The sequence below is a fragment of the Lysinibacillus sp. NPDC092081 genome, assembly GCF_044755845.1.
Lineage (GTDB): Bacteria > Bacillota > Bacilli > Bacillales_A > Planococcaceae > Lysinibacillus.
This window is the reverse complement of record NZ_JBIVRU010000005.1, coordinates 191,004-209,277: the sequence shown is the minus strand read 5'-3', so window position 1 is coordinate 209,277 and position 18,274 is coordinate 191,004. Positions and strand designations below refer to the sequence as shown.

Below are 18,274 nucleotides of genomic sequence, written 5' to 3'. Positions count from 1 at the left end.
ATTTATGAGGTGATGTTGTGGCCAAGCGTCAAACAGGTTGGACGGAAGAAAAAATTGCTCGCTACTATAAAGAAGGTCGTGGTAGCGGAGAACTAGGAAACTATAAATCATGGTTAACGATTCATGATGTTCCTTCAGATGGAAGAGCACATCGTGATAAAGGATGGAAAACGAAACGTGACCACCACCTATTATCTGATAAGGAATATGCATACTTTTGTCTACTTGATTGGTCTGAAGATGTTATTGATATAAGAGAACAGTATCCGTTAAATAGGGAAATCACTACTAAAATAGCTGATAAATTAAACATGAGACATCCTTTATATAGTGCAACTCAAACACCGATTGTAATGACAACAGATTTCCTAATTACATGTCGTAGGGGAAAAGAAATAATAAATATTGCTAGGACAATTAAAATGGAGAATGAGCTAAATAAATCCTCGGTTATCGGAAAATTTGAAATAGAAAGAACTTACTGGGAAGAACAAGGCGTTGATTGGGGAATAGTAACTGAAAAAGAACTGCGAAAAGAATTTATTGATAACTTAAAATGGATGAGATCTTCGTTTGAACTTTTTGATTTTGAAGAACTGCCTTTTTTAGATTTATTGCTGAAAGAACTTCAGGAGAAAAATGGTTCAATTATTAATAACCTTAACCGTTTCGATGAAGAATATAGTCTTGATGGGGGGACTGCATTAACACTTTTTCGCCATGCTATAGCTAATAAACTCATTAAAATTGATTTATACAAAAAATTTCATTTAACGGGAGATCTATCTACTATAGAAATATTAGAGGTAGGTCAAAATGAAAAGAGGTGGGCAACTTGAACTTTTATATTAATGAGATTTTAAATGAAGTTCAAGATAATAAGAGTTACCGCATTTTATGGATTGATGAGGGAAATAAAATTGCTTATATCATTGACTTAAATGATGAAAAAGCACTTCCGATAAAACGGCTTATTTCACAAATGAAAGACGATGTACTAACAGGAAATATAATCAAAATTAAAGAAGATATTTATACAGTTAATAGTGATGAAAAATACTCACAAAAGCATTTGGATGCTCGTAATCGTGCTTGGGAAGTAATTAAAGAAATGGTAGTAGACGAACCAAGTATATTTGAAAAAAGTACAAGAACTGATTACACAAAAAAAGCGATGGAAATATACGGAGTATCATATCCTGCTGTGCGTAAATATTTAAGGAAGTATTGGCAGAGGGGTAAAACAATTAATGGCCTTTTACCCGACTATCAGAACTCTGGAGCGAGAGGCAAAGAAAGAGAAGCAGGAGAAATAAAGAGAGGTAGACCTTCGAAATATTTAACTACAAAAGTAAATGTTGATGAAAAGACAAAACAGATATTTAGGGTTGCTATTGAAAAATACTACTTGACGTCAAAGAAAAACCGATTGACCGATGCGTACAATATGATGGTGAAAGAATTTTATGCAAAAGATATTTATTTCGAAAATGGTATTGAAAAGGTAATTATCGAAGTACAAGAGAACATCCCAAATATACGCCAATTTCGATATTGGTATGAAAAAGAATATACAATTACTGAGTCAATAATTGCTCGTAAAGGAAGAAAGAAATTTAATAAAGATCATCGTGCAGTATTAAACAATTCACTATCAGAGGTGGCTGGACCTGGATCACGTTATCAAATTGATGCCACAGTCGGTGATGTGTATTTAGTGTCTAAATATAATCGAAATTGGATAATTGGTCGACCAATTATCTATTTAGTAATTGATGTATTCAGCAGGATGATTGTAGGTATTTATATTGGTTTAGAAGGCCCCTCTTGGTTAGGTGCAATGATGGCTCTATCTAATACTGTAACAGATAAAGTAAAGTTTTGTGCAGAGTATGATATAGAAATTACAAAAGAACAGTGGCCGTCCGAGCACTTACCAGAGGTATTACTTGCAGATAGAGGGGAGTTTGAAGGATTTAATGTAGATCGATTAGTGGCCTCTTTTAATCTACATGTAGAAAATGCAGCACCATATCGTGCAGATTGGAAAGGCATAGTTGAGAAGCATTTCGATTTAATTCAGAAAAGAGTAAAGCCTCTACTCCCTGGATATATAGATATAGATTTTCGAGAGCGTGGGGCCAAAGATTATCGATTAGATGCAGTATTAACTTTGGATGAATTTACAAAAATCATACTAAGACAAATTCTTCATTATAATCAAAAACATTATTTGAAGGACTATATTCGGGATGAGGATTTAGTGAATGACGAAGTAATGCCGATACCATTAGATTTGTGGAATTGGGGGATTCTTAATAGAACAGGTAAACTAAAATACTTCCCAGAAGAACTAGTAAAAATTAACCTCATGCCAAGAGATAAAGCAACTGTTACTCATAAGGGAATTCGTCTTAAAGGAATTCTCTATAGCTGTGAACGAGCAATTAAAGAATCGTGGTTTGAAAAGGCGAGACAAAAAGGTGCTTGGAAAGTTGATATTTCGTATGATACTCGAAATATGTCTATCGCTTATTTGATTGATGATAGAAATAATAACTACGAAAAATGCCATTTGCTTGAGCCATCTAAAAGGTTCGAAAGTACAAGTTTAGATGAAATAACTATTCTACTACAAAATGAAAAGCAAACATTTAAAAGTGTTAGTCATTCACAGCTGCAAAAGGAAGTAGATTATTTATCAGAAGTTGAGGCAATAGTTAAAAGTGCGAAAAAGAAGAAAGAAGAAGTGAAAGATAGAAATCTAAGCAAAGCGGAAAGAGTAGGTTCTATTAAAGAATATAGAAGAACTGAAAAGCAAGCTCAGAGAACTGAAGAATCCTTCATTTTTAATCATGAAAATAGTATTAATCATGAAACTCAAATAGTTCCTTTCAAATCAAAGCCAGAAATTGAGCCAGATTATTCAAGACCAAGTGTAAGAGATTTTATGAAAAAGAGAAAGGAGATAGAGGATGAGTAGTGAACTCCATTTGAAAAATGCGGAGGTAGCTAATTATAAGGTACAGCAAATAATTGATTTTAAAGGAAATCCTTTGATAGAAGCTCTGCCGAATATATTATCTCCAGAAGAAGCATTTAATGGGCTCAGTTATTTCCCTGAATTTGATCGTCAAGAGAGAACGTTACCAACTCATATTCGCTATCATGCAATATTGAGATTGAATCGTTTTTTTCAACCAGTTATGCAGCATTTAGATTTAGAGCAACGTTTTTCACGATTAATCAGGCATGGATATATAAGCAGAAATCCTTTATCTCCAAATTTTACTGCTAGCCTTTCAACTGGACATAACCAATTGAATGGAGCGAAAATAAAAAATGATATTAGGTCGACTGCATCTAGTATGACTTTAATGGGTTTTTCCGGAATCGGTAAAACGACAGCAATCGAACGTGTATTGTCACTTTATCCGCAATTAATTATACACAAGCACCCACTAAATATAACTCAAGTAGTTTGGTTGAAGTTAAATTGTCCCCATGATGGGTCATTGAAGTCATTATGCATGGATTTCTTTTTAAAAATGGACCAACTCTTAGGAACCAATTATTTAGAGAAGTACGGTAGTAAGAGAAATTCAATTAGTGCTATGGTGACAAGAATGGGACAAGTGGCTAGGTTACATTGCGTGGGGGCTTTAATTATAGACGAAATTCAGCATTTATTGGCTTCGCGTGATAATAACTCGGAGAAGATGATGAACTTTTTTGTAACGCTGGTAAATGAAATTGGTGTACCTGTAATGATGATTGGGACAATGAGAGCCAAAAGTGTTCTTCAAAAAGACTTTAGGCAAGCAAGAAGAGGTAGTGGCCAGGGGGATATGGTCTGGCAACAAATGAAAAAGGACGATGATTGGGATTTACTGATAGAAAGTATTTGGGATTACCAATGGCTTAATAATAAAGTGGATTTAACAGAAGGATTGAACCAAACTATTTATGATGAGAGTCAAGGTATTGTAGATATAGCTGTAAAACTTTTTGCATTATCACAAGGAAGAGCAATTGAAACGGGGCAAGAAACGATCACCCCGGCTTTAATTAAAAAAGTAGCAAGAGATGATTTGAAATTAGTACAACCAATGTTAAATGCTTTAAAAGACGGAAGACTATCAGAGCTTGAGAAATATGAAGATATAATGCCTATGGATATTGCTGAATATTTACAACATCATCAGTCTAAAATTGATTTGCGAGCTTCTATTCAAAAGAAAAAGTCACTTATAGCTGAACAGAAAAAAGAAGTAAGAATATCTTTAGTAGAGAAGATTATGTTAACACTTATTAACTTTGATGTAGATCCCTTACTTGCTGAGAAGTTCACAGCTAAAGCAATTAATGAACTACCTCAAAGTTCAGAAGTTGAAATTGTTGGTAGAGCAATGCAATTGCTAGCTGAAGCGAAGAATAAAAAGAAGATAAACAGAACTAATGAAAAAGACAATAAATTAAAATTAGTAATAGACAAAGGGAAGAAAGAACAAAAGTCAGCATATGATGCATTAAAAGAAGCTGGATATATTAAAATGCCACAGGATGACTTTGCAATATAAGGAGGAAATCAGTTGCTTGCATACTTTCCCAAACTTTATGAGGATGAACTGTTATACAGCTGGTTTGCTCGCTATCATGTTCATTCTGCAAATAACAGTCCTAAACAGACAATGAGAGACTTATTTGGAACAACAAACACTATAGCAATTCCTGATCTACCTACTCATTTAAATGAAGTTTATGGACGCATAAAGCACTTCGATATTCCAGAAATAGATCAGCTAATAAAAGAGCACACTCTTTTTCGTTACTATACTACATTTCAACCAAAACACATAGGTGACTCGATTTTAAACTATATGAAATTTGGAAATCGATCAAGTACTGTTTATTTAAAGACAGGTGTGGCGGCTAGTTCTGTGAAAGAGTGCGATTATTTTCGATTTTGTTCTTTATGTCTACTAGAAGATACGCAAAGTAAGGGTGAACCATACTGGCACGTTTCACATCATATACCAGAGGTTTATACATGCTTGAAGCATGGTAGTTATTTGAATAATTCTACCGTGGAATTCAGAAATGGAAAAAAGCATGAGTATTTTGCAGCTTCTAAGGAAAATTGTTTGTTATCTAATAAAACTAGTATTCATACAGAGAAAGTAAAAACATTTTTAAAAGTGATTGCTGAACAAAGTATTTCTCTCATTTTGAAAGACTCTTCACTAGAGTTTGAAAATATACAAAGAACATATAAACATTTACTTAGACAAAATGGAATAGCAAATGCTAATGGTACAATAAATCAACAGAAATTAGCGGAGCAATTCAAGTTGTTTTATGGTGAAGAGCTTTTAAATATCGTACAATCTTCAGTTAGTTATGAAAATCCATCTTGTTGGTTGAAAAGTATTACACGTAAGCATAGGAAAGCTTTTCATCCATTACGTCATATTTTGTTTATCCATTTCCTTGCTAATTCGGTGGAAAACTTAAATAAATTCTCGGAGATAGAATATCAACCATTTGGTAGAGTACCTTACTATTGTTTAAATCCAGCTGCATTACATTATAAAGAAAAAGTTGTATTTGATCTGCAAATAAGCTTGTGTAAAGATACTAAACGTCCTGTTGGAACCTTCAGTTGTTCTTGTGGTTTTATATATTCAAGAAGGGGACCTGATAAATTTCAAGAAGATACATTAAAAATTGGGCGAATTAAAAAGTTTGGTCATGTATGGGAAGATAAATTGGAGCAATTGGTGCATCATGAGAAAAAAAGTTGGTATGCTGCAGCAAAAGAACTGAAATGTGATATTGGTACGGTTAAAAAGTACTCTACAAAAAGTTTATTTGAAGAAAATCAATCAAACCCAGATATAGTTGAAATAGTTCGATTAAAACAACTAGATTGGCTATTGCTATTGAAGAAGTATCCAGAACATTCAGTTACGAATTTACGTAAAATAGCTCCAGCGTTGTATGTGTGGCATTACAGAAATAATTTAGCATGGTTACAAAATAATTCCCCAAAGCAAACGTTAAAAACTAACATTTCGAAAAGAGTAGATTGGTCAGAAAGGGACATCCAAGTGCTTCATGATGTAAAGGAAGCATTTATTGAACTGAAATCGATTGAAAAGCCTACATTTATAAATAAGAGTAGAATCGGAAAAGAAAGTGGATGTTTAGTACTTCTTGAAAAACATTTAGATAAAATGCCAAGAACCAAACAATATTTAGAAAGTTGCATTGAATCTCGCGAAGAATTTCAAATTCGGAGAATTATTTGGGCTTGCAAAAAAATAAATGATAGTGGTCAAGAAGTAGTGATGTGGAGAGTTAAAAGGGTGGCGGGAATAAGAGAAAATGTGAATCCGCAGGTCGATATATACATGGAGGGAGAAATTTCAAAATATAAAGAAGGTGTTCAAAATACTGAAAATCAGACCATGGCCATTTTTGAAAGAAATAGCGACACTCCAGTGGCTTGGCAATGTACTATGGAAGAACAATCAATGGTTCATACAGACTGGCTTTATATGTAAAGGTAATTGTGAAATCATTGATTTGCCAATTGGTGTGCTACCGATTTTAAAGATAGGTGTGCCCTATCAAGATGGTATGCCTCTATTAACACAAAAAGTTGGCACACTATTTGAGGTAAGAGTGAGCAATTTTAAAAATGGAAAGTCTTCAAAAGCAATAGATGTGTGTCGAAATTTTAATTATTTTCTTCACAAGAAACCAGAGTTAATGATGCAAAATATGTGGTCATTTAAATCAGATGAAATTATTTATCATATACCTCAAACAGAAATAATTCGTGCTCTATTTGCTGTCAATAAAACAATGTCTAATGCTTTATTTCGACCGAATGGATTAGATTTTTTAGTAAATAGAATATCGATGAATGAGGATCTACTTGCAACAATTGATTTCGCAGATGAAGTACCAAATTCAATAGTGACAGATGATTTTGCTCGATACTTTGGTTGGATTTTTCTGCATCCAGAAATGAAAAAGTCCTACTCTTCTGTTCAAAGTAATTTATATGGGGAGATGACAGTTTCATCAAAGTTAAAAGGTATACAACCGGAAGTTGTAATACCAAAAATGTTGGATTTTAGGCTAACTGCACGAGGCATAAAACAAAACAATGAAGTGCTTATATTAGAATGGATAGGATCTGATATTGCTAATCCGCCGTTCAGGGAACTTGAATTGCGTCACAAGTCAATCAAGAAGCGAATTTACTCATCAGATAAAAGAAAAATGAGGATTTCCAATAAGGATAAAGACGGGGAATATGAATTAAATGAAAATAACGGAGAGCGGTCGAGAGAAGATACAAATCAACTAGTCATTGAAACAGATTCTACTCAATTAGCTTTCCGTCATTTACCTATAGTTAATAGAATATCAAATCATGAGCAAAAAGTGAATCATGGTGATGATTACATATCTAACATTGGTCAAGGAGGGGGAACACAGAGGAGGACCGTTGCATTGGATGAAGCTCTATTTGGAGGGAATATTAAGCCAATTGAGTTTAAAAATATTGAGGTTGCTGATACATTCATGAATTATGGTCTAGAGAAATTTTTAAAGATGCTAAATTACTTATCAGAAGAAAGAGAAATTCTGGCTGTATCAGTTAACTTTGCATATCTTCCGTTAGGTAGGAAATTCTCTTATCTATCTGATGGAAGAAGAAGAATATGTGCAATTGCGAAAGTCAAAAGTAAGAATAGAATACTTTTTATCCTTGAAATTGCAGTACCTGACAATAAATCAATATCTACAATGATAGTTTCATCGTCAGGGAATATGAAAAGTGATGAAAAAACTATTAATGATCTATTAACAAGACTTATATTATGGGGTGGTAGTTGGAGTGGAGAATATTTAATGAAAATGCCACACTTTAGGATAAGGCATTCGAATGAAATAGCGAGGCATTGGATGGCTAGGATAATAAAGTATATCTTATGAAAAAATATATAGTATAAATTTATAATATATATAGCTTATTTAGTTGGGTTTTTTTAAAAGTATATAGGGACTATTGGGAACATCAATGTGGTAAAATAGTGTATATAAGTTTAATAAATGAAATTCTATTATTGAGTGAATTATTATAAAGTGTGATTAATGCAAATTTTATTTAAGGAATATGCGAATGGGGACTATAAATGATGAACAATATTTACTTACCAAGTTTAAAAAAAATTCATATAAGAAACTTTTCTTTGTATAGTAAAGACATTGAATATGAATTTGTTAACGGCGTTAACTTAATTATTGGAGGAAATGGAGTAGGAAAAACAACTCTTTTAAATATTGTCAAATATGGGATAATAGGTCTGTATAAAAAAGAGTTAGATGTTAAGAGTTATATGGGTGAGAAGAGGCTCACTAGAACTTCTCGATCCATGTCCTATTTTAAAAACAGAATGAAGGATCCTTTAGAGAAGTCTGAAGTAATATTGACTTTTTTAATAAATAATACAACATTTATAGTAACTAGAGGATTAGACGAAATAATAATTAAAGATGTTGTGGTACTTGAGAATAATGAAGAATATAGATTAGAGGGGAAAATATTAAGACAAGACAAATATGAAAAGCTTGATGAAAAAGTAAAAGAAGACTACTTGCAATTTAAATTTGAAAGCTTAGTAACAGAACGTACAAATTTATACAGTTTTAATGACCTAATTTTTTTTGTAAATAACATACTATTCTTTGGTGAGGATAGAAAAACCATTTTATGGGATTCAAATATTCAGGCGATATTATCAAGTAAGTATTTTAATAATCCTAGTCTAGATAATCAATATCAAGAATTTTTGAGACAAGAAAAATACTATAATAGTTTATCGAGACATAAATCTGAAGATATTAGAGCTATTAAAAAGGTATTAAATAAAATTAATAATTCTGGTACAGGAAATAAAGAGATTGATTCACTTAAAGCATTGAATGAAATAAAAAATAAAAATGAATTACTAGTTAAAAGATTGAATAATACACAAATTGAAAGAAATGGTTTAGAAAATAAATTGAAGTTATTGAGAGCCAAGAAAACGAAATTAAATAAGCTATTGCAAGAAACTGATAATAAAATTCAGGAAAAAGAGACTGATATATATAAAGAAATATGGGAAAAGCTTAATCCGAAATATGATTTATTTATAGAAAATATAAAAATAATGCATAGTTGTCCAATGTGTAATCAGGAAATGGAAGAGAAAAAAGTAAAGAGAATACTTTTGGAAGACTCAAAGTGTTTTTTATGCGAACTAGACATAAAAACAAAGATTTATGAGCCAGAGGAACTGCAACTTTTAAAAGAAAACAATAATAAAGTATTGAAAGAAATACAAGATTTGGAAATTCAAATTTATAATGAAGAAAATAACCTTGAAGAATTGGATAATGAATATAGAAATACTAAACAAACAATCTTTAATAACAAGATAAAAGTTCGAGAATTAGAACATTCAATAGTTAGTAAGAACAACCAGGAAGATGATTTTACTACCTATAATGCAATGAATAACGAGATAGAAGAATTAGAACAAGAAAAAGAAAAATATTTAAAATTGAGCAAGGGAAATTTAGAAAAAGCAAATATTATAAGAAGTGAAATTGAAGGTAATCTTATATCCATCACTCAAGAACTATCTTCAATTTTTTCAATGTTCGCTGATAGCTTCCTTAATTTAAGAAGTAGACTAACGTTTGACGATTTAATAAAAGAGGGAGTAAAAATGTATCTTCCTGTAATTGATGATAAAGTAAGAATCGATGAAGAAGAACTTTCAGAATCACAAAGATTCTTTATTGATCACTCTTTCAGAATGAGTTTATTGAGTTATTTTTATACTAAGCCTTCATATTTTATATGCGAAACGCCTGATAGTAGTTTAGATATTTCATACGAAGAAAATGCCGCCTCAATTTTTCTAAAATATTTAGAGCATCCAAACGCGCTTATTATAACTTCAAATTTAAATAATAGTGAATTTTTGGAAAGTGTTATTAATCAATCTACAGTAATTGATTCAATAAATTTATTAAAACTAGGAAATCCTTCAACAATTCAGTCAAAAAATGATAAATTGTTAAGTCTTTCAATAAAAATTGAGGAGCAAATCAATGAAAAAAAGAGAAAGAATTCTCAGAATTAATAGTGACATTATATCAATAATGAAAATTTCTCATGAAGTTGGTTGGGTTAGTCTGAAGGAAATTTCAATTTCCAGGATTATTTATATATCCTCAGTATTATATTCTTTTAAATATCCTAACAATAAAAACCCTTTTATGGAGGATTATGATTTTATAACATCTTTAAGAGGGCCTTTTACAGAAGATATTAAATTTTCAATAAATAATTTATTAATAAACGATTATTTAATAAAAAATAATAACCAACTTTTTTTAGGTAAAGAAATATTTGAAGGAATTGAAAAAATGCCAAATTATAAAGAAAAGTATAATTGGTTCACTGTTGTTATATATATATTGGCAATTTATGGTGAAGAAAAAATATATGATTTTGTTGTAAGGGATCCTGAATATCAGGAAAAAGTTCAAAGTAATTCATTAAAAGATATTAATGTTGAAAAAGGTAATAAAACATATCGAAGCCTCATTAAGTTAAAAGGAATATTTGAAGATGCTCTAGGAAAGAACGCAGCAGAATTAGATGATAAAAAATACCTGGAACTTTATTTTGACTATATTTTCAGTAAAATTCTTAGAGGTGATTTAGAACATGAACTTTAATTTTAACGATCCAAATATAATAAATCAAATTATTGAAAATGCTGGTCCATTAATAAAACAAGCTAAATCACGAGTATTAAACCATGCAAAGTTTAAAATATTAAAGTCCAATCATTTGGAAAAATACTGGATGAAAAGAACGAATAAAAAAAATCTATTCACTATCTATTTAAAAGAATCATTATTTGACACTTTAGATTTCCAAAGTATAGAGACAAATTTAAATGGAATTATAAATAAAGCAATTCATGATCACAACTTCATTGAAGTAAGCGAAACGTTCAGTGTTTTGAATGCAGAGAGGCTAAATTTCGAAAGTACTCAAATTGCTAAAAGACACCTTAAAGATAAATCTGATGCTGGTTATTGTGTATTTTTCTTTGGGAAAGAAGGGGTAGACGTATTTGTTAAAGGCGAAAGTGTTACGGATTTAAACTTTTTTTATAATAATGAAGACTTAGAAAGATTCTATGAAAAGAAAGATATTTCTCAAATTAAAGAGGTATTTAAATCCTATCAGAATAATTGCTTAAGAAAGCAATTTGAGTATAGCAGATTTTTCTTAGACAAAGGAACAATTGAAAGTTATGGATTTGATAACAATACTTTGCTTAATAAACCAGAAAAGTTTATGCGAGACCACTTAAGAGATTTTCTAGCTGATAGGATACATCAGACATTTAAAATTGAGATTGAATTAGAAGCATCTAAAAGAGAAATTGATATTTATACAGAAGTTAATGGAGAATTTTATTTTTTTGAAATTAAATGGTTGGGTAAATCCGTCAATAAGTATAAAAATGGAATTAGTTCTACTTATACGGATTCAAGGGCTAGAGATGGAGTCAAACAAACAATAGAGTATATAGAAGAATTAGTTGAAGTAATGAGAATGAATGTTAAAACTGGATATTTGGTAATATTTGATGCTAGAGAGGTTAAACAAGAACTCGATTATAAGAATTTTACATACTTAGATCCAGAAATAAAAAAATACATGGATTTATTTGATATTATTCCACCATTAGAATTAAACAACACTCATCCTGCCTAATTGCCTTCCGGAATTAGTGAATTTAAAGTATAATATATTTATATACTGAAACAGCCTTGTATTTAAAGCATTTACGGGGTTGTTTTATCCTGAAAGAAGGTGTTGTTAGAATGGCAGAATATAAGTATATAGACTGTTTTAATAAATATGATAGTATAATGCAATTCAATAAAAATAAGAAAAAGTACATACATGGTTGGTATCCATTTGTAGAAGGATACTCAAAAGAATTTATTAACAGTATATTGTCTGAACTTGATTATGTGCCGCAACATTGTCTTGAACCTTTTTCCGGAAGTGGTACAACTGCCTTAGAGCTTCAAAAATATAATATTAAGTGTACTTCTTTTGAAGTTAATCCTTTCATGTATACCTTAGCAAGAAGTAAGTTGCGTACAGATTATACAGTCCAAAGTTTAAAAAGACATTTGAGTTCTATTGAGAAAACATTTCTAGATGTAATCCCGGAAATTGAAACCATACATTCTCCACCAATATATAAAAGTATGATGCAAAGAAAGAATTTGGATAAATGGATGTTTAATTTAGAGACAATGAGAGGGCTATTAGACATTAAGAGTGCTATAGAAGAAATTAATGATAGTAAGTATAAGCAATTATTTAAAATATCATTAGCTTCATTACTTTTGGAAATGAGCAATGTATATAGAAATGGAAAGTGTCTATCTTATAAAAAAGGATGGAAAGAAGTCAATGAAATTCACAGGGAAGATGTACATGAATTATTTGTCGAAAAGGTAAATAAAGCTATTCTACCCGATATTGAAAAAATTAATAGATATAAAAGGGCAAAAGGTCAGCTTTTTAGTAATCATAATAATTGTTACTTGGGCGATTGTAAGGAAAAAATCTCTCTATTAGAAAATGGATCTATTGATTTAGTAATAACTTCTCCACCTTACTTAAACTCAAGGGATTATACAGATACTTATATGATTGAATTATGGATGTTAGATTTAATTAAGGATTATGACCAACTAAGAGGTCTAAGAAGAAAAACGTTTAAATCACATGTTCAGGTTGCATGGGGAGAAATGCCACTTTTAAATATTAAGGAATTATCAGATGCGATTGAAAAACTAGAACCTTATAAGGAAAAGTTTTGGAATAAAAATTTATTGGAAATGATTAAAGGCTATTTTGTAGATATGGATATGCTTTTTGGTAAATTAAAGGGAAAAATGAAGTCCGGTGGAAAAGTGTATTTGAATGTTGCAAACTCTGCTTATTATGGGGTAGAGATTGAAGTAGATAAAATTATATCAACAATTGCTGAAAATCATGAGTTTGAAATTGAAGAGATTAGAAAGGCAAGGAAAATTAAACCAAGTAGTCAACAAAAAGAACTAATACCATATTTATTAGAAGTGGTTATCGTAATGAGAAAAAAATAGTAGTTTTTAAAATTAAATAACTTTATTGTAACTGTTATAGTCAATAGTTAAATGTGTAAGTATAGAATTAAATAACTTTATTTTAACACCGTCTAAATTTATAGACGGTGTTATGCATGTTCATGTACTAAAGATTAAACAACTTTATTGTAACTCTACATCTTTTTGTTGTATTGAAAAAAAGATTGATTAAAATTATCTCTCCTCTATAGATTTCTAAGAGGAGAGATTTTTTTATTGAATATCTATGTTATCGTCACTTTAGAATGTAGTTTTGTAAAAAAGACTGATAGTTTGTAATAAAAATCACCTTTAAGGGGTCACTACCTGATCATGAGGCCTTTTTATTCTTTTGATTCAAAAATTAAGTCTTTATTATGTTTGACTAAATCTCTAATTTCTTTAAGAGTCATATTTTTTCACTCTGATTTTGGGTACATAGTTAGCAATATTTCATTTTTTTCAGTTACTAGATAAAGAACAATCCTGAATCCACCTCTAGTGCCTTCATTCGTTTTTTTAAAACTTTATCCTTACAATTACCTAATACTTCGTCAATCTCTTCTTCCATTCCCTTGGTTGTAGAATTGAAATAAAGTTGCGACGAAACACCCCTTTAGATTGCTTTGGCAAAATATGTTAAAAGAAATAACTATGTTGAACAAGCATTTAAACAATATGATGCACACCGTCAAAAACGTATTCAAGATTTATATAAGCAATGCTGGCAACCAAGAGATGAATCCCCCTTGAAACCGAATAGGAGAGCAACATTTCAAATAATGTTCCATGATATAACTATCTATGTAATATAACTATGTTTGAACAAGGAGATGGAAGCATGAGTAAGTTAGCAGGCAAAATAGCTTTAGTTACAGGATCAAGTCGAGGAATTGGCCGCAGTATTGCATTGCGTCTGGCACAAGAGGGAGCCTTTGTCGTCGTTCATTACGGGAAAAGACGTAATGAGGCAGAAGCAGTTGTTCACCAGATCGAGCAAAGCGGAGGAAATGCTTGCGCGATTGGTGCTGACCTTAGTACTCTAGATGGTATTCAAGATTTATTTACTACTTTGGATGATACTATTCGGGAATATATGGGCGGTGGCGGATTCGATATTCTTGTCAACAATGCTGGAATTGGTCAAATTATCAGTTTAGAAGAGACGACGGAAGAATCATTTGACGAGGTAATGAAGATTAATGTCAAAGCACCACTTTTTGTTACTCAGCAAGCTTTGCCACGTTTAAAAGATGGAGGACGTATTATTAATATTTCATCTTTTGTGACACGTGCAGCTTCTCCAAGTGTCTTCACGTACAGTATGTCCAAAGGTGCTATCGACACATTTACGCGTCTTCTAGCCAAACAACTAGGGAGCCGTAATATTACGGTAAACGCCATCCAGCCTGGAATTATTAATACAGAGATGAATGCTGAAACTTTGGAAAACCTTGATGGACAAAAATATGCGGCTGGTCTTTCAATCTTCAACAGATGGGGAGAACCCGAGGATGTGGCAGATATTGCCGCCTTTCTCGCTTCCTCAGACAGCCGTTGGGTAACTGGTCAATTGCTCGATGCAAGTGGCGGATCTCATCTATAGAACCTGTAAGCGAATTTATAAGGAACTTCAAACGAAGTGACCCCAAAAAGTTAGACACATATTTTAAGCAGTTACTGAGGAATGAACTCCGTATTGGACAGGGCTCATTCCTTTTAATTTTCCTTTAATTCGTTTGTTATTGTAAATAGTAAATGTACTTCTCCAATTCTGAAATGAAATGCTCCATACTTTCAAACTTTTGATGACAACAAACCTCTTACCACATAGAAAGAAGGTTTTGCAAGATGATGCAACAACTTAATCTAATGAATCTATTTTCCCTTTTATATATTTCGCCCGTGCTTCAATATAATCCAATATATACTCTGGTTCCTTATCAAATAAATGGATATCGTCTTTTTTATAAGGATCTTTTTGAATATAAGGTCTTATTAAATTATGCATACCTTGTATTTTCGGTTTTAAAAAGTCTACATTAAATTGGTTGTTTAAAATAACGTTTAGCAAGTTTTTGTATTGACGTCGAAATGTTTCTACGTCGAGAATTCTTGCGGTAAGCGTATTAAATCCTTCGATTCGTAAATAGTCTTCCTCCATCACTTTCCCGTTTACATCCCTTCCCCATGTTGCATCGTAATCCCACGGGATGACTTCGAATTGCCTAGTTTCGCTATTTTGGTATAATGCGTAATTATGAACAAAACCATCAAAATTTTGGGTGAAAACAGCGCCAGCCAACCAGCTAAGATACTGATTAACATTGAGGTATTTCACAATTTCCTTTTCAAAATCAGCCTTTGAAATGGTATTAATTTCAATAATCATTTTTTGTAAATGAAATTCATCTTGTTCTGTCCCATATTTTAGTTCATAGCCAGCTTTAAGTGATTTCTTTACTTCTTTATCAAGATCACTCATCAACGAAAAGTTTGCATCGCCATCAACCGCATAGAATATTGGTCCTTGCGGTAGTTGTCGATTCTTAAGGAAATACTCATCCACTGATTCTAATTCCAAATAAAGCCCCTCATTTTTCCCATTCAATTTCATATTTACAAATTGGGACTTTGGCGATAAGCACCCTATTTCATTGAAAAAATCGAGCGATAGTTTATTTCTTAATAGAGAAGGATCTTTATATTCTGCGTTGATATGAATTTCTTTGGTATTTCTATACGTACTTGGCTTATTAAACGAAATGTGATACGACTTCTTTCGAAAATCCCGGATATGGGAGCCACGATAGGCGATATCAATATCATACTTTCTTTTGTTAATCGTTAGCTTGGCAGAGATAGGATCGTCACACCAAATATCTTTCCGAAGTTCACCTAAATCTAAAGGATGAATAAAAAGCTGATATTCAGGTATTACTATGCCATTTTCCACACGATTTCTTTCCTTTCATTTTTAAATTATTCGTATAAAACAAAATGTAAGATTCCACAAAAAGATATAGAGTTTATATTTACCTTTCGAAAACTATGCGATTGACTCTAACAACTTTAGTGCAACCTCATATATTACGATTAGGGAAAGAAATGTGCAGAGACATGGGTTTGATTCCTTTGAAAAAGGAATCTACCTTCTTTCTCTAATAAAGATGAAAGGAGGTTTGAATATGTTATTTATACAGAAAGCAGTAGAAATTGCTAACAACTCAGGGTTAGGTCACTACATGCACCAGGATCCTATTAGTAACGAACGATGCACGAGCAGGGTACGTCGAACTTCGCGAAACCAGCGACGCACGAGCAGGGTACGTCGAACTTCACGAAACCAGCGACGCACGAGCAGGGTACGTCGAACTTCGCGAAACCAGCGACGCACGAGCAGGGTACGTCGAACTTCGCGAAACCAGCGACGCACGAGCAGGGTACGTCGAACTTCGCGAAACCAGCGACGCACGAGCAGGGTACGTCGAACTTCACGAAACCAGCGACGCACGAGCAGGGTACGTCGAACTTCACGAAACCGGCGACGCACAAGCGGTAACTCCTTTTGGAATGACTTATTTTTTTAAAAACCTCAGGCGATTTTTCACTATCTGAAGAGTATGTTACTTAATGTTATTCAATGGACTATTGAATGCGTCTGTATAAAAAGTTAACTAGTTCTCACTAGTTAACTTTTTCTGTGTTATTCCTTTCGAAGTCCAAGGTTGAAAGAAAAGTGATGATCAGCTGAGGTGGGTTCCGTCGGAGCTTTTCTTTTATGTATATACTTCAGGATGAATTGTTATCGTTGTGTATTACAAAGCAGCTATCAGAATTGTTTAAATCACTGTAGCCTATCCACTTTTCACTTCCCTTCTTGGGGTATAGTAAAGGATATGTTTAATTAATGAAGAAGCTTAGACTAAGACCCATATTTGAGATCTTTGCATGGTTTGCATGGAACGATTTTGGATTGTCCGCAAATCGCCACCTATACAACTACTCTCCAATTACCACTTAAGTAACGCTCAACAGCTTATAATTTATATTCGGCAGTATATTTAACCATAGAAAAACTGCACTTCCTATTGTTAGATAAATGTGAATACGACAAGATTTTCAGAATTAAGGATTGGCACTTGATTGAAACAAGGATTATTAAAACAGAAGAATGGAAAGTCAATGAATTATCATTAATATATAATAAGGGTTTTAGCATAGAAGCTGTTTCAAATAAATTACATATCAATTCAATTGAAATTGTTGCTTAAAGAAAATAAGAGAGAGAAATGGTTTAAACCCGAGGACTTATTAGAAAAGCATAAATTGTTTAATGAATATCTATATAATAAAAGTAAATAGGAATCGATTTAGAATAGATATTCGAAAAAGCGTCTGAATAGTGTTTTAAGGTTACGTCACGTTTAAGTTGTGGTTAAAATAATTTGATTTTTAAAATTACATCATGACTAAGCTGTGTGTAGACATCTTTTGTTTCATGGTAATAAAGATATTTAAAAAACAATAAAGTCGATTAAAAAATAATAGAGTTGTTTAAAAAAGGCTATATCCTTGCCGCGAAATAGTGATTGTCCTAAGCTAATTCTGATTCTATAATAGTGAATGTAGAATCGTTAAATAACAATTAATGAGGTGGCTTATGAAAAGGCAATGGAACTTAATATTAGCACTAATTGTGGTCTTAATTATTGCGGTTTTTTCAGTTATCAATGTTGACATGGTAACGGTTAATTATGTATTTGGAAAAGCTGAGTGGCCGTTGATCCTCGTCATTATTGGGTCAGTTCTATTGGGAGCCCTATTAGTTGGATTAATTAGTATGATGAAAATTTATCAACTTCAAAGAGCTTTGAAAAAGGCAGGAAGTGAAATAGATCAACATTCTTAAATGTTGATCTATTTCACTAAGAGCCCTATTGTAAAACAACACTTAGAATTAAATAACTTTATTTGAATCCCGTCCTAA

13 protein-coding genes and 1 pseudogene are annotated in these 18,274 nt (G+C 32.0%); 12 read left to right on the top strand and 2 right to left on the bottom strand.

The genetic code is table 11. The features are described from left to right. Positions 1-17 precede the first annotated feature (17 nt). The 10 genes from ACIQLB_RS11270 to ACIQLB_RS11225 all read left to right on the top strand — a co-directional run bounded on the left by ACIQLB_RS11270 (position 18) and on the right by ACIQLB_RS11225 (position 14,890). A complete protein-coding gene (locus tag ACIQLB_RS11270; protein WP_400725277.1) occupies positions 18-839 on the top strand; it encodes a TnsA endonuclease N-terminal domain-containing protein in 822 nt (273 codons plus the stop codon). Further along, complete coding sequence (locus ACIQLB_RS11265; protein WP_400725274.1) at positions 836-2,983, top strand: Mu transposase C-terminal domain-containing protein; 2,148 nt, start codon at positions 836-838, stop codon at positions 2,981-2,983. Before ACIQLB_RS11270 ends, ACIQLB_RS11265 begins: the two co-directional genes overlap by 4 nt. Continuing rightward, positions 2,976-4,580: an ATP-binding protein gene (locus ACIQLB_RS11260; protein WP_400725271.1), complete on the top strand. Its 1,605-nt coding sequence runs from the start codon at positions 2,976-2,978 to the stop codon at positions 4,578-4,580. The genes ACIQLB_RS11265 and ACIQLB_RS11260 overlap by 8 nt, the downstream gene beginning before the upstream one ends. Positions 4,581-4,592: 12 nt before the next feature. Further along, positions 4,593-6,566 (top strand): TnsD family Tn7-like transposition protein, encoded by a 1,974-nt coding sequence (locus tag ACIQLB_RS11255; RefSeq protein WP_400725268.1) that lies wholly within the window; start codon positions 4,593-4,595, stop codon positions 6,564-6,566. 22 nt (positions 6,567-6,588) lie between these two features. Further along, on the top strand, positions 6,589-8,013 hold the full coding sequence (locus ACIQLB_RS11250) for a Tn7-like element transposition protein TnsE (RefSeq protein WP_400725266.1): 1,425 nt from the start codon (positions 6,589-6,591) through the stop codon (positions 8,011-8,013). 200 nt (positions 8,014-8,213) lie between these two features. After that, on the top strand, positions 8,214-10,214 hold the full coding sequence (locus ACIQLB_RS11245; protein WP_400725263.1) for an AAA family ATPase: 2,001 nt from the start codon (positions 8,214-8,216) through the stop codon (positions 10,212-10,214). Continuing rightward, positions 10,183-10,815 (top strand): hypothetical protein, encoded by a 633-nt coding sequence (locus ACIQLB_RS11240; protein ID WP_400725260.1) that lies wholly within the window; start codon positions 10,183-10,185, stop codon positions 10,813-10,815. The genes ACIQLB_RS11245 and ACIQLB_RS11240 overlap by 32 nt, the downstream gene beginning before the upstream one ends. Further along, on the top strand, positions 10,805-11,869 hold the full coding sequence (locus tag ACIQLB_RS11235) for a hypothetical protein (protein WP_400725257.1): 1,065 nt from the start codon (positions 10,805-10,807) through the stop codon (positions 11,867-11,869). The genes ACIQLB_RS11240 and ACIQLB_RS11235 overlap by 11 nt, the downstream gene beginning before the upstream one ends. Positions 11,870-11,979: 110 nt before the next feature. After that, positions 11,980-13,284, top strand: coding sequence for a hypothetical protein (locus ACIQLB_RS11230; RefSeq protein WP_400725255.1), 1,305 nt, complete (start codon positions 11,980-11,982; stop codon positions 13,282-13,284). Positions 13,285-14,125: 841 nt separating this feature from the next. Next, positions 14,126-14,890 carry an SDR family oxidoreductase gene (locus ACIQLB_RS11225; RefSeq protein WP_400725252.1) on the top strand — a complete coding sequence of 255 codons (765 nt, stop codon included), beginning with the start codon at positions 14,126-14,128 and terminating at the stop codon, positions 14,888-14,890. Between the two features lie 63 nt (positions 14,891-14,953). On the opposite strand, the pseudogene ACIQLB_RS11220 reads toward ACIQLB_RS11225, so the two are convergent. Together ACIQLB_RS11220 and ACIQLB_RS11215 are read right to left on the bottom strand one after the other, a co-directional pair. Continuing rightward, positions 14,954-15,086, bottom strand: a pseudogene (locus ACIQLB_RS11220) (IS3 family transposase); the annotation flags it as partial. A 62-nt stretch (positions 15,087-15,148) separates the two neighbouring features. Next, positions 15,149-16,240, bottom strand: a complete 1,092-nt coding sequence (locus tag ACIQLB_RS11215; RefSeq protein ID WP_400725249.1) for a CotH kinase family protein — start codon at positions 16,238-16,240, stop codon at positions 15,149-15,151. A gap of 214 nt (positions 16,241-16,454) precedes the next feature. Here ACIQLB_RS11215 and ACIQLB_RS11210 point away from each other — a divergent pair, with 214 nt between their 5' ends. Both ACIQLB_RS11210 and ACIQLB_RS11205 read left to right on the top strand, forming a co-directional pair. Further along, complete coding sequence (locus ACIQLB_RS11210; RefSeq protein ID WP_400725335.1) at positions 16,455-16,874, top strand: CotG/ExsB N-terminal domain-containing protein; 420 nt, start codon at positions 16,455-16,457, stop codon at positions 16,872-16,874. A 1,073-nt stretch (positions 16,875-17,947) separates the two neighbouring features. Beyond that, on the top strand, positions 17,948-18,196 hold the full coding sequence (locus ACIQLB_RS11205) for a LapA family protein (protein ID WP_400725246.1): 249 nt from the start codon (positions 17,948-17,950) through the stop codon (positions 18,194-18,196). Positions 18,197-18,274: the final 78 nt, after the last annotated feature.

Bases quoted from the DNA above. Each gene is read 5' to 3' on its own strand.
- ACIQLB_RS11230 (WP_400725255.1), top strand. From the start codon at position 11,980: ATGGCAGAATATAAGTATATAGACTGTTTTAATAAATATGATAGTATA.
- ACIQLB_RS11240 (WP_400725260.1), top strand. From the start codon at position 10,183: ATGAAAAAAAGAGAAAGAATTCTCAGAATTAATAGTGACATTATATCA.
- ACIQLB_RS11235 (WP_400725257.1), top strand. From the start codon at position 10,805: ATGAACTTTAATTTTAACGATCCAAATATAATAAATCAAATTATTGAA.
- ACIQLB_RS11225 (WP_400725252.1), top strand. From the start codon at position 14,126: ATGAGTAAGTTAGCAGGCAAAATAGCTTTAGTTACAGGATCAAGTCGA.
- ACIQLB_RS11210 (WP_400725335.1), top strand. From the start codon at position 16,455: ATGAAAGGAGGTTTGAATATGTTATTTATACAGAAAGCAGTAGAAATT.
- ACIQLB_RS11260 (WP_400725271.1), top strand. From the start codon at position 2,976: ATGAGTAGTGAACTCCATTTGAAAAATGCGGAGGTAGCTAATTATAAG.
- ACIQLB_RS11245 (WP_400725263.1), top strand. From the start codon at position 8,214: ATGATGAACAATATTTACTTACCAAGTTTAAAAAAAATTCATATAAGA.
- ACIQLB_RS11205 (WP_400725246.1), top strand. From the start codon at position 17,948: ATGAAAAGGCAATGGAACTTAATATTAGCACTAATTGTGGTCTTAATT.